The 12,644-nt window shown below is 65.5% G+C and carries 10 protein-coding genes and 2 tRNA genes; 7 read left to right on the plus strand and 5 right to left on the minus strand.

The window, feature by feature from the left end; genetic code table 11:
• The first annotated feature begins 119 nt into the window (after positions 1–119).
• A complete protein-coding gene (locus IY145_RS09865; RefSeq protein WP_196408049.1) occupies positions 120–1,028 on the plus strand; it encodes a LysR substrate-binding domain-containing protein in 909 nt (302 codons plus the stop codon).
• Between the two features lie 8 nt (positions 1,029–1,036).
• Here IY145_RS09865 and IY145_RS09870 read toward each other — a convergent pair whose 3' ends face one another.
• Complete coding sequence (locus IY145_RS09870; protein WP_196408050.1) at positions 1,037–1,618, minus strand: L,D-transpeptidase; 582 nt, start codon at positions 1,616–1,618, stop codon at positions 1,037–1,039.
• Between the two features lie 240 nt (positions 1,619–1,858).
• On the opposite strand from IY145_RS09870, the gene mepA reads away from it, so the two are divergent.
• Entirely contained in the window at positions 1,859–2,773 is a 915-nt protein-coding gene (mepA, locus tag IY145_RS09875) for a penicillin-insensitive murein endopeptidase (RefSeq protein WP_196408051.1), read from the plus strand.
• Between the two features lie 11 nt (positions 2,774–2,784).
• On the opposite strand, the gene msrA is transcribed toward mepA, so the two are convergent.
• The gene (msrA, locus tag IY145_RS09880; protein WP_196408052.1) at positions 2,785–3,378 is read right to left on the minus strand and encodes a peptide-methionine (S)-S-oxide reductase MsrA; all 594 of its coding nucleotides are present in this window, start codon (positions 3,376–3,378) and stop codon (positions 2,785–2,787) included.
• 74 nt (positions 3,379–3,452) lie between these two features.
• Positions 3,453–3,770 (minus strand): hypothetical protein, encoded by a 318-nt coding sequence (locus IY145_RS09885; protein ID WP_196408053.1) that lies wholly within the window; start codon positions 3,768–3,770, stop codon positions 3,453–3,455.
• Between the two features lie 187 nt (positions 3,771–3,957).
• On the opposite strand from IY145_RS09885, the gene IY145_RS09890 reads away from it, so the two are divergent.
• Positions 3,958–4,047, plus strand: a tRNA-Ser gene (locus IY145_RS09890).
• A gap of 173 nt (positions 4,048–4,220) precedes the next feature.
• Here IY145_RS09890 and IY145_RS09895 read toward each other — a convergent pair.
• Positions 4,221–4,295, minus strand: a tRNA-Gly gene (locus IY145_RS09895).
• A 208-nt stretch (positions 4,296–4,503) separates the two neighbouring features.
• Here IY145_RS09895 and IY145_RS09900 point away from each other — a divergent pair.
• From IY145_RS09900 to IY145_RS09915, 4 genes are all read left to right on the plus strand, one after another.
• On the plus strand, positions 4,504–4,794 hold the full coding sequence (locus IY145_RS09900) for a succinate dehydrogenase assembly factor 2 (RefSeq protein WP_196408054.1): 291 nt from the start codon (positions 4,504–4,506) through the stop codon (positions 4,792–4,794).
• Positions 4,795–4,873: 79 nt separating this feature from the next.
• Positions 4,874–8,395 (plus strand): transcription-repair coupling factor, encoded by a 3,522-nt coding sequence (gene mfd, locus IY145_RS09905; RefSeq protein WP_196408055.1) that lies wholly within the window; start codon positions 4,874–4,876, stop codon positions 8,393–8,395.
• A gap of 93 nt (positions 8,396–8,488) precedes the next feature.
• Positions 8,489–9,727: a dicarboxylate/amino acid:cation symporter gene (locus IY145_RS09910; protein ID WP_246721924.1), complete on the plus strand. Its 1,239-nt coding sequence runs from the start codon at positions 8,489–8,491 to the stop codon at positions 9,725–9,727.
• A 121-nt stretch (positions 9,728–9,848) separates the two neighbouring features.
• Positions 9,849–10,928, plus strand: a complete 1,080-nt coding sequence (locus IY145_RS09915; protein ID WP_196408057.1) for an alpha/beta hydrolase — start codon at positions 9,849–9,851, stop codon at positions 10,926–10,928.
• 31 nt (positions 10,929–10,959) lie between these two features.
• On the opposite strand, the gene IY145_RS09920 is transcribed toward IY145_RS09915, so the two are convergent.
• The gene (locus IY145_RS09920; RefSeq protein ID WP_196408058.1) at positions 10,960–12,582 is read right to left on the minus strand and encodes an ABC-F family ATP-binding cassette domain-containing protein; all 1,623 of its coding nucleotides are present in this window, start codon (positions 12,580–12,582) and stop codon (positions 10,960–10,962) included.
• Between the last annotated feature and the right edge of the window lie 62 nt (positions 12,583–12,644).

The following is a 12,644-nucleotide window of genomic DNA, read 5'->3' on the forward strand; positions in this document are numbered from 1 at the left end:
CGCCCGTATAGATGAAATTAACTCATCTCTTGCTTTGCCGTCAAAGCCACGGCAAAGCTTTTGACAAAGCGCATAATTCCGCCCATCAGATGAAATGAATTCATCCATGGAGGCGGGCGGTGCGCTCTCTCCCTTCACTCGCGTCTCTACGGGCTTTCGAGGCCGCCGCTCGGTGCGAGAGCTTCAAGCTCGCCGCCGCCGAGCTCGGCGTGACGCCGACTGCGATCAGCCATCAGATCAAGAGCCTCGAGACCGAGGTCGGCATGCGGCTGTTCACGCGCAAGGCGCGGGAGATCGCGCTGACCCCCGACGGGCTCGCGCTCTATCTCGATCTGCGCATCGCTTTCGACTCCATGGCGGAGTCGATCGCGCGGCTACGCCGGCCGCAAAATCGCCGGCAGACGGCCACTCTCTCGGCGACGGTCGCCCTCACCTCGCGCCTGCTGGTTCCACGCGCGGAGGCCTTTCGCGCCCGCTCGCCCGGTTGGGATTTGCGGCTGCACGCTTCCGACCGTCCCGCCGATCTTTGCGGCGGCGAGGCCGATGCGGCGATCCGCTGCGGCGGCGGCCAATATAAGGGCCAGGTCGCGACGCCGCTGTTCACCGATCGCTATGCGCCGATTTGCAGTCCGCGTCTCGACATCAGCCGCCCCAAACATCTCGCCGGGACAGCGCTCATCCATCGCGAATGGGGGCCGCATGCGAGCGGCCCGCGCCTGCCGAGCTGGCGCCGCTGGGTGGAGGAGCGCGGCGCCAAGAGCGTCGATCCCGAATCCGGGGTCGTCGCGGCCGACGAGGAGAGCGCCATTCGCGCCGCCGTCGCCGGGCAGGGCGTGGCGCTGGCCAGCCTGCCGCTGGTGGCGGCGGAACTCGCCTCCGGCGCTCTCGTCCAACCCTTCGGCCCCGTGCTCGAAGGGCTGCAATATGACTTCGTTCATCCTCTCGGCGCGGAGGACCGGCCCGCGGTCGCCATGCTGAGAGAATGGGTCACGGCCGAATTCGCGGCCGCGGCCGCGAATTGCGCCTGAGCGCGTGGTCAGTTGCCGAAGGGGCTCGTCATCGGCGCCGATTGCCAGCTCTTCACGCTGGTGACGGAGCGATAACGCTGACCCGGGCCATAGGCGAGCGCATGGGAGCGATGCGACCGATGCAGGCTCGCGACATTGCTCCGATGCGCCTTATGCGCCGCAAAGCGCGTGGGCGACGAGCCGGTGATGGATATCTGCGCTCCCTCGCCCTGCACGAGCTTGTAGAGCGTCGCGGCGTTGGACGGCGAGATGCGAACACAGCCGTGCGAGGCCGGGCGGCCGAGCGCGCCGGTCGCATAAGTGCCATGGATCGCATAGCCGCCGTTGAAGAAGATCGAATGCGGCATGGGCGACATGTGATATTTGCGCGAATAGTGCATTTTCTGGAGGCCGGTCGGCGCATAGGTGCCGCGCGGCGTCACATAGCCCGCGCGCGCCGTCGAAACCGGCCAGCTATACGAGCCCTTGGACGACTCGACCTGCATTCTCTGGGTCGAGAGATCGATATGGATTTGCACGGTCGCCTGCGCCGCCCCGATCGATGCGATCATCGCAGCGAGAACGAGCACGAGGGCTTTGAAACAACGCATGACAAACACTCCCCGCGAACACGAGACACACGCCGCACAGTTAGGGCGGCATAAAAACGTGGCCCCTACGTAGGGGCAATCTATATCCGACGGTAAGGTTGACGTGAAAGCGGAAAAACGAGGCGAATCGAATCACCTCTTCTTCGCCTTGCCGCGCGGGCTGGCGAAAAGACCGAAAAGCGACGAGAATCCGACCGATTCTCGCTCGCCGTCACTCACATCGCCACGAAAGCCGCAGACATGAACCATTGGAGATCGGCCGCAATCGTTCTCTGGCTGGCCGCGGCGGGGCCGGCCTTCGCGCAGGACAAGGGGACTCTGGACCCCAAGCCCCTGCCGCCTCTCGCCCATCCCGATGATCCGTCGACGCCGGCCAAGGAGTTCTTCGGCCGCGCGACGAGCCCCGCCCCGCTCGATCCCGATCCGATCGGCTTTTATTCGCATGGCTGCCTCGCCGGCGCCGAGCCATTGCCCGTCAACGGGCCGAACTGGCAGATCATGCGGCTCTCGCGCAATCGCTTCTGGGGCTATCCTGCGCTCATCGCCTTTCTGCAGCGGCTCGCGCCGGCGGCGTCGCAGGCATCCGGCTGGCCGGGCCTGCTCATCGGCGATATTTCGCAGCCGCGCGGCGGGCCCATGCTCACCGGCCACGCCTCCCATCAGATCGGCCTCGACGCCGATATTTGGCTCACCCCCATGCCGCAGCGGGAATTGTCCCGCGCCGAGCGGGAGGAGATGTCGGCGACCGATATGGTGCGCGAGGATCGGCTCGACATCGATCCGAGCGTGTGGACCGAGGGCCATCTCGCCGTTCTGCGCACGGCGGCGCGGGCGCCGGAGGTACAGCGCATCTTCGTCAACGCGGCCATCAAGCGGGCGCTGTGCCGGCAGGCGACGGGCGACCGCTCCTGGCTCGCCAAGGTGCGCCCCATGTTCGGGCACAATTATCATTTTCACATTAGGCTCTATTGCCCGCGCGGCGCGGAGAGCTGCAAGGATCAGGATCCCGTGCCGCCGGGCGACGGCTGCGATTCATCCCTGGCCTGGTGGTTCACCGACGAGGCGCTGCACCCGAAGAAATCGACCAAGACATGGCCGCCCATGACCATGTCGAAGCTGCCGACCGAATGCCGCGAGGTGTTGAAGGCGAAATAGATGAATTGAATTCAGCCTGGAGTCGCGCCCGGATCGACGCCGAGCCCGACGGGGCAGGCGACGCCCGTACCGCCGAGCCCGCAATAGCCGTCCGGATTCTTGGCCAGATATTGCTGGTGGTAGTCCTCGGCGTAATAGAAGAGCGGGGCCGGTGCGATCTGCGTCGTGATCGGCCCGAAGCCCTGCGCCGCGAGCGCTTCGCCATAGGCCCGCCGCGAGGACTCGGCGACCCGCAGCTGCTCGTCCGAATAGCAGAAGATCGCCGAGCGATATTGCGTGCCGATATCATTGCCCTGGCGGTTGCCCTGCGTCGGGTCGTGGCTCTCCCAAAAGACGCGGAGCAGCTCCTCGAAGGAGATGTTCGCCGGATCGAAGACGACGAGCGCCACTTCCGCATGGAAGGTGCGGCCGGCGCAGACCTCCTTGTAAGTGGGGTTTTCCGTGGTCCCGCCGGCATAGCCGACCGCGGTCGAATAGACGCTCTCGCCGAGCTTCCAGAAGCGCCGTTCCGCGCCCCAGAAACATCCGAGCCCAAAGACGGCCTGTTCCAGCCCCGGCGGGAAGGGGCCGTGGATGGGATGGTGATTGACGAAGTGATCGCTCATGTCGGTCGACCTTTCGCTAAGCGACGCGCCTCCGCCCCGATATGGCCCCGCGGCGCCGGCGACGAAAGGGGACATCAGCGCAAGGGAAAGTCGATCGGCCGGCGGCGCTTGCGGCTCAATGCAATGAGCAGGCCGCCGAGGCCGGTGAGCGCGAGGCTCAGCGGCGCGAGCAGCAGCGTGAAGACGACCGGGCTCCAGAATTGCGGCGCCTTTTGCTCGATGGCGATTCGAAACGCCTTCATTTGAGCCGGAAAAAGATCGGCGGCGCCTTCGCTCAGCGGCGTGACATGGAGCCCGTCGCCGGCGAGCGAACGCGCGCCATCGACGATGAGGGCGGCGAATCCGCCGGCGAGGAGGACGAGACCGAGAAAACGAATGAGCAATCTCAGCATGGCGGTTTCGAGCCCGACGCGGAGCTTCATGCATAGAATGTGCGGAGCCGCCTGTCCACGCCGGGCCGCTACGGGGCGGCGAGCCGAAGTTTGACCGTGGACGGCTCACGGAATGATTTGCACTCTGGCGGCTTGTGAATATAGTGCGCGCCGATCCAAGGCCGAATCTACGCCGGCCAGGATTCACGGAGGGGTGGCCGAGTGGTTGAAGGCGCACGCCTGGAAAGTGTGTATACGGGAAACCGTATCGCGGGTTCGAATCCCGCCCCCTCCGCCAGCCGATAGCCACGAGTATCGACGCGACCGGGTTTTCGCGCTCGGGCGGCGTCCGACCCCGAATGAGCAGCTTTCACGGGCAGAGGTCGAGCGCCGATGAGCGCCAGACGCAGCAAAACCGCGGGCGCTATACTCGCACCCACGTTCGCTGCTCGATTGGCCCGATTTGATTTTTGGAGCGGGCGAAGGGATTCGAACCCTCGACCCCAACCTTGGCAAGGTTGTGCTCTACCCCTGAGCTACACCCGCATCCATGCCGCGTCGCCGCGACGGGGCCCTTATGCCGTAATCGAAGCGTCATTGCAACTGTCTCGAACGTCTGCGCACAGGGAGAGGCGATCTATCTTTTCGCCGCCGCCTGCGCTAATCGGTCGAGGTTCCGCGCCGGCGCCCGAAATGGCGGCCTGGCGCGCGAACTCTTGTACGCCGCCCAGTCCCAGTCCGCGGATTTCCGCCCTTGAGCGCCTCAGCTTCAGACGATCCCGACATTCGCCGCCGGCGCATAAAAATTCGCGCCTGGCGTCGCGGCATGCGCGAAATGGACATTTTGATGGGCCGTTTCGTCGACGCCGAGATCGCCGCTCTGCCCGAGGCCGAGCTCGACGATCTCGAAGCGCTGCTGGACGCGCAGGACGACGAGGTCTTCCGCTGGCTGTCGCGCGCCGAGCCGGTTCCGGCGCGCTATGACACGCCCCTTTTCCGCCGGATCGCGGCTTTCCATAACCATGAGAAGCCGCTCGATCTCTAGAGCATGTTCCTGAAAACCGCGAAGCGGTTTTCGGACAAGAACATGCGAACTCAAACAGCTCTAAAGACCCGACAGGATCATGACCGATCTTCGATCCGCCGTCGCCCGTATCGAAAAAGGCGACAAGCTCCGCTTCGTGAATGTCCCGGACGGTTTCGACGCCTTCGTCGCCGCCGATCTCACCCGCGCGCTGGCCCGCGTCGCGGAAGGGCGGCCGGCCGTCTTCGTCCATGTGGCGCGCGACGCGCAACGCTCGGCGGCCTTTCGCGAGGCGTTGCGATTCGCCGCGCCCGAGGCGGAGGCGCTGGATTTCCCCGGCTGGGACTGCCAGCCCTATGATCGCGTCTCGCCCAACGCCGCCATCTCCGCCCGCCGCATGACGGCGCTGGCGCGGCTCGCCCGCTCCAAATCCTCGGCCGAGCGGCCGCGCGTTCTCGTCACCACAGTGGATTGCCTGCTCCAGCGCGTCCCGCCGCTGGAAAGCGTCGCCGCCGACACGTTCTCGGCCGCGCCGGGCAATGTCGTGCGTCTGGACGAGCTCGCCCTCTGGCTCGAGACCAACGGCTTTCTGCGCTCCTCCACCGTGCGCGAGACCGGCGAATACGCCCAGCGCGGCGGTATCGTCGATCTCTACGCGCCGGGAATGCCGGGGCCGATCCGCCTCGATTTCTTCGGCGACACGCTCGAATCGATTCGCAGCTTCGATCCAGAGAGCCAGCGCACCATTGGGCAATTGCGCTCGCTCGATCTCGTGCCGATGAGCGAGCTGCGCCTCACCAGCGACACGATGCGGCGCTTCCGCCAAGCCTACACCACGCGCTTCGGCGGCCAAACGCGCGGCGATGCTCTTTATGAGGCGATCAGCGAGGGCCGCCGCCATCAGGGCGCGGAACATTGGCTGCCGCTCTTTTATGCGCGCATGGGCAGTGTTTTCGATTATGTGGGCGAGGCGCCGCTGCTGCTCGATCCGCTGGTCGAGGAAGCCGCCGGCGAGCGGCTGACGCAGATCGCCGATTATTACGACGCGCGCAAATTCGCCTATGACGCCGCCCCGGCCGACTCCAACTACAAGCCGCTGCCGCCGGATCAGCTCTATCTCACCATAGAGGAATGGCGCGGCAAGCTCGAGGGCCGCAGCCTCGCGACATTCTCGCCCTTCGCCGCGCCCGACGGCGCCGGCAAGGAGACGATCGATTGCGCCGCCCGCGCCGGCCGCGATTTCGCGCCCGAGCGCAATAATGAGGACACCAATGTCTTCGAGGTCGCCGTCGAGCATGTGAAGGCGCTGCGCGGCGCCGGCAAGAGCGTCGTCGTCGCCGGCTGGTCGGATGGGTCCTGCGAGCGTCTCGGCAGCGTGCTCGCCGAGCATGGGCTGCGCGATCTGAAGACGGTTTCCTCTCTGCCGGCGGCGCTGGCGCTCGGCAAGGGCGCGGCGGCGCTCGCCGTGCTCGGCGTGGAGCATGGCTTCGAGACGGAAGGCCTCGCCATTCTCGGCGAGCAGGATATTCTCGGCGACCGCCTCGTGCGCCGCCGGCGCAAGACCAAGCATACGGAAAATCTTCTCGGCGAGGTCGCGGCGCTCTCGGCCGGCGATCTCGTCGTGCATGTCGATCACGGCATCGGCCGCTTCATCGGCCTGGAGACGATCACCGCCGCCGGCGCGCCGCATGATTGCCTCGAGATTCACTATGCCGGAGGCGACAAGCTCTATCTGCCGGTCGAGAATATCGAGCTGCTGACGCGCTACGGCTCCGAGGATACGGAGGCCGTTCTCGACAAGCTCGGCGGCGTCGGCTGGCAGACGCGCAAGGCGCGGCTGAAGAACCGCATTCGCGAGATGGCCAAGGGCCTCATCGCGATCGCGGCGCAGCGCAGTCTGCGGCAGGCGACCAAGCTCGTCCCGCCGGAAGGACTCTACGACGAATTTTGCGCGCGTTTTCCTTACGACGAGACGGAGGATCAGGCCGCGGCGATCGAGGCCGTGCTCGACGATCTCGGCTCTGGCCGTCCGATGGATCGGCTCGTCTGCGGCGACGTCGGCTTCGGCAAGACGGAAGTGGCGCTGCGCGCCGCCTTCTGCGCGGCGATCAATGGCCGCCAAGTGGCCGTCGTCGTGCCGACGACATTGCTCGCGCGTCAGCATTACAAGACTTTCTCGACGCGCTTCTCCGGCCTGCCGATTCGCGTCGCGCAATTGTCGCGCATGACTCACGCCTCTGACATGCGCCTCGCCAAGGCCGGCATTGCGGATGGAACCGTCGATATCGCCGTCGGCACCCATGCCGTGCTCGGCAAGGCGATCTCCTTCAAGGATCTCGGCCTCGTCATCATCGATGAGGAGCAGCATTTCGGCGTCGGCCATAAGGAGCGGCTGAAGGAGCTGCGCGCCGAAGTGCATGTGCTGACGCTTTCGGCGACGCCCATCCCGCGCACTTTGCAGCTCGCCATGACCGGCGTGCGCGAATTGTCGCTCATCGCCACCGCGCCGGTCGATCGCCTCGCCGTGCGCAGCTTTGTTTCTCCCTTCGATCCGCTCATCGTGCGCGAGGCGCTGCTGCGCGAGCGCTATCGCGGGGGCCAGGCCTTCTTCGTCTGTCCTCGTATCGAAGATCTGGAGGACGCCGCCGCCTTTTTGCGCGAGGCCGTGCCGGAGGCGAAATTCGTCATGGCGCATGGGCAAATGGCGGCCGGCGATCTCGAGGAGCGCATGACCGCCTTCTACGAGGGGAAATTTGACATTCTCCTCTCGACCACCATCGTCGAATCCGGGTTGGACATTCCGACCGCCAACACGCTCATCGTCTGGCGCGCCGATATGTTCGGCCTCGCGCAGCTCTATCAGCTGCGCGGACGCGTCGGCCGCGCCAAGACGCGCGCCTATGCGCTGTTCACCACGCCCGCCAATAAGACGATCACGCCGCAAGCGCAAAAGCGTCTCGAAGTGCTGCAGAGCCTCGACACGCTGGGCGCCGGCTTCCAGCTCGCCAGCCACGATCTCGATATTCGCGGCGCCGGAAATCTTCTCGGCGAGGAGCAGTCCGGCCATATCAAGGAGGTCGGCTACGAGCTCTATCAGCAGATGCTGGGCGATGCGATCACCCTGCTGAAGGCCGGCATAGAGGAGCCGGAGGAGGAGGCCTGGTCGCCGACCATCGCCATCGGAGCGCCGGTGACGATACCGGAAGATTATGTGCAAGACCTCACTTTGCGCCTGCAGCTCTATCGCCGCCTCTCGACGCTGGAGACGGATCAGGACATCGAATCCTTCGCGGCGGAGCTGATCGACCGTTTCGGCCCGACGCCGCCGGAGGTGGAGCTGCTGCTCAAGATCGTCGCCATCAAGGCGCTCTGCCGAAGGGCGCATGTGGAGAAGCTGGAGGCGGGGCCCAAGGGCGTCATCGTCGCTTTCCGCGACGGCAATTTCGCCGATCCCGCCGGCCTCGCGCGTTTCGTCATGGAGCCGGGCACGCAGGCAAAGGTGCGCCCGGACATGAAGATCGTCTTCATCCGCGATTTCGCCGATATGAAGAGCCGTCTCGAGGGCGCGCGCCGAATCTTGCGCACGTTGGTGTCGATTGCGGAGAAGAAAAAGGCGGCGTGACGCCGTCTTTGCGCGCTATGCGCGGACGCACTGGACCGCGCGCCGCGAGACGCGCAGACTATTCGATCGAATATGATTACGAAGGATAGTCCATTGCATTCGACGAATGACATCGAAAAGCTCTCCGGCCTCCTCGGCTATTGGCGCGCGACGCCGCTCTATGCTCGCATCATCGCCGCCGTGGCGCTGGGCGTCGGAGCCGGCCTCGCGCTGGGCGATGCGGCGCAAATCCTCGAGACGCCGGCCAAGCTCGTCCTGCGCCTGCTCGGCGCTCTGGCGCCGCCGCTGATCCTGCTCGCCATCGTGCAGGCGCTGATGCGCGCGCATTTGGGCGGACGACAGGCGCTACGTCTCGTCACGCTGCTGCTCACCAATACGCTGGTGGCGATCTTCATCGGCCTCGCTGTGGCCAATGTGTTGCAGCCCGGCGCCTGGATGTCGGCCGTCCCTGGCGCACCGGCGGCCAAGCCCGTGGGGGGCGGCGCCGATCCGCTGTCGCAATTCCTCGACAGCGTGCCCAAGAGCATCGTCGGGCCCTTCTCCGACAATGGCGCGGTGATGGGCGTCATCTTCATCGCGATCGCCTTCGGCATAGCGCTGCGCGGGCTGAAGACGCATGAGGTCTGCACGGTCGAGGATCTCGTGCATGTGGCGCTGACCAGCCTCATCACCATTCTGCATTGGATCATCGATGTCGTGCCCTTCGCCGTCTTCGGCCTCGTCGCCAGCATCGTCGGGGTGAAAGGCTTTCGCGATTTTTTCGCGCTCGGCGGATTCTTCATCGCCGTGCTGACCGCGCTGGCGCTGCAATTCCTCTATTATGCGCTGCGCATAAGGTTCGGCTCATGGGCGAGCCCGCTGCATGTCGTCGGCGGCGTGCGCGATGCGCTGCTCATGGCCTTTTCGACCGGCAGCTCCACAGTGACAATGCCGCTGACCTATGAGCGTCTGCGCGACAAGGTGGGCCTGCGCGAGCAATCGGCCAGCATGGGCGCGCTGGTCGGCTCCAATTTCAACAATGACGGCACGGCGCTCTATGAGGCGATGGCGGCGCTGTTCGTCGCGCAATTGCTGGGGTTGCAATTGACGCTCGGTCAGCAGTTTCTGGTGGTGCTGACCTCGGTCGTCGCCTCTGTGGGCGCGGCCGGCATTCCGGAAGCCGGCCTCGTGACCATGACCATGGTGTTCCGCGCCGTGTCGCTGCCGACGGATTATATCGCGCTGCTGCTGACGGTCGACTGGCTCTTGGACCGCTGCCGCACGGCGATCAATGTGATGGGCGATGTGACGGTGAGCTGCTTGTTGGACGGCAAGGTGCGGGAGGAGAAATAGCCGGGCCGCGTCGCGCGGCAAAATCCGAAGGCGCATCACGGAACGGAAATATTTGTCGCGAGCGAGAAAAGCGCCGGCAAAATTTCTCGCGCAATCTCGCCTGCGAGATGCCGCGCACGGCGTGGGACGTTCTTCGGATCCGGGTGAGAGCTTGAAGGAAGCGCTCGCGCATTGCGCAGTTGCGGGCATGATGCTGGTCGCCCTCCTGCGCCCGACATTGGGAGCCGATCCCACCGGCTGCTCGACCTATGCTTTCGTTCCCGCGACAATCTCGGCGGACGGCAAGCGGCTGCTGACGAAGATCGGCAGGAATCGCACCGCCGTTCCCACTTTGCCGGAGCCCGGCGATCACAATGGCTGGGCGCGGCTCCAGGCCGCCGCGGCTTCGGCGCGCGAGGTCGATCTCGACGCGCTGAAGACGCAGGACGTCACTGTGTCTCGGGTCGAGATCGGCGGCGCGGCCTATTTCGACATAGAGCCGCGCGGGCTCGTCGCCGACGGGTCGGCGATCGTCTATCTCCATGGCGGCGCCTTTGTGTATTTCGACGCGCGCGGGTCGCTCGCCGGAATGACGAAGCTCGCGCGCGCCTTCGGCCGTCGCGTGATCGTCGTCGACTATCGCCTCGCGCCCGCGGCGAAATGGCCGCAGGTCACCGACGACGTCGTCACCGTGGTGAAGCGCCTGCTGGCGTCTGGATCGCAGATGCGGCGGATCGCCATTTTCGGCGATTCCGCCGGCGGCAATCTCGCGGTCGCGACGACGCTGAAAATGCGCGACCAGGGCCTCGGCCTGCCGGCGGCGGTGGTGACATGGTCGCTCACCGCCGATTTCGGCAACGCCGCCGACACGCGCGTGACGCTGCGCGACGCCGATCCCATCATGGCCTATGACCGCCAGATCAAAAACGCCATGCTCGCCTATGCGGACGAGAAGGATTGGAGCCATCCTTACGTCTCGCCCGTCTATGGCGATTTCGAGAAGGGCTTTCCGCCGGCTCTCATCCAGGCGGGCACGCGGGAAATTCTGCTCAGCGATTCGGTGCGGCTGTATCAGGCGATCGAGGCCGCGGGCGGCACGGCCAAGCTCGACGTCTATGAGGGAATGCCGCATGTGTTCCAGGCGCAAATTCCCGATGCGCCGGAGTCGCGGCTGGCCCTCGCCAAAGTGAAGGCGTTTCTCGACCGGCATTTGGCGCAGTGAGCGAAGCTTCGCTCACCCATGCACCCCAGGCTCACCCATGCACCCCCGGCGCCTCGCGCCCGGTGCGCGCGACATATTCCGTATAGCCGCCGCCGAACTGATGCACGCCCTCCGGCGTCAGTTCCAGCACGCGATTGGAGAGCGCCGCCAAAAACCGCCGGTCGTGAGAGACGAACAGCATGGCGCCCTCATAGGCCGCGAGCGCTTCGACCAGCATCTCCTTCGTGCCCAAGTCCAGATGGTTCGTCGGCTCGTCCAGCACCAGGAAATTCGGCGGGTCATAGAGCATTTTCGCCATCACCAGCCGCGCCTTCTCGCCGCCCGAGAGCACGCGGCATTTCTTCTCCACATCGTCGCCGGAGAAGCCGAAGCAGCCGGCGAGCGAGCGCAGCGAGCCTTGCCCGGCCTGCGGAAAAGCGTCCTCCAGCGCCTCGAAGACGCTGTGCTCGCCATTCAGCAGCTCCATGGCGTGCTGCGCGAAATAGCCCATCTTCACATTGGCGCCGAGCGCCGCGGCGCCCTCGTCCGGCCGAGTCGCGCCGGCGATGAGCTTCAGCAGCGTGGATTTGCCGGCGCCATTGACGCCCATCACGCACCAGCGCTCCCTGCGCCGCACCTGAAAGTCGAGCCCTTCATAGATGCTGCGCGAGCCATAGCGCTTGTGAACGCGCGACAGCGTCGCCACCTCCTCGCCGGAGCGCGGCGCGGGGGCGAATTCGAATGCGACCGACTGGCGCCGGCGCGGCGGCTCGACGCGCTCGATCTTGTCGAGCTTCTTCACGCGGCTCTGCACCTGCGCGGCATGCGAGGCGCGCGCCTTGAAGCGCTCGATGAATTTGATCTCCTTGGCGAGCATGGCCTGCTGGCGCTCGAATTGCGCCTGCTGCTGCTGCTCGTTCTGCGCGCGCTGGCGCTCGTAGAATTCATAATCGCCGGAAAAGCTGGTGAGCGAGCCGCCGTCGATCTCGATGATCTTGCCGACGATGCGATTCATGAACTCGCGATCATGCGAGGTCATCAGCAGCGCGCCGGGATAGCCCTTCAAAAACTCCTCGAGCCAGATGAGGCTTTCGATATCGAGATGGTTGCTCGGCTCGTCGAGCAGCATGGCGTCCGGGCGCATCAGCAGAATGCGCGCCAGAGCGACGCGCATCTTCCAGCCGCCGGAGAGCGAGCCGACATCGCCGTCCATCGTCTCTTGGCTGAAGCCGAGGCCGGCGAGCACCTCGCGCGCGCGCCCGTCCAGCGCATAGCCGTCCAGCTCCTCGAAACGCGCCTGCACCTCGCCATAGCGCTCGAGGATTTCGTCGAAATTCTCCGCGGCGTCGGGATCGGCCATGGCGGCCTCGAGCTCGGCCAGCTCGGCGGCCACGGCGCTCACCGGGCCTGCGCCGTCCATCACCTCGGCGACGGCGCTGCGGCCGGCCATCTCGCCGACATCTTGGTTGAAATAGCCGATGGTGACGCCGCGATCGACCGACACCTGGCCCTCATCGGGGCGTTCCTGCCCCGCGATCATGCGGAACAATGTCGTCTTGCCGGCGCCATTGGGGCCGACGAGGCCCACTTTCTCGCCGGAAAGGAGCGCCGCAGAGGCTTCGATGAAGAGGAGCTGCTGGCCGTTCTGCTTGGTGATGTTTTCGAGGCGTATCATGTCCGCGCGCTTATCGGTGAATTGCGCGGGTCTTATGACATGGCGGAACGGATTCCCGAAAC

Origin of the sequence: Methylosinus sp. H3A (assembly GCF_015709455.1) — a bacterium.
Classification (GTDB): domain Bacteria; phylum Pseudomonadota; class Alphaproteobacteria; order Rhizobiales; family Beijerinckiaceae; genus Methylosinus.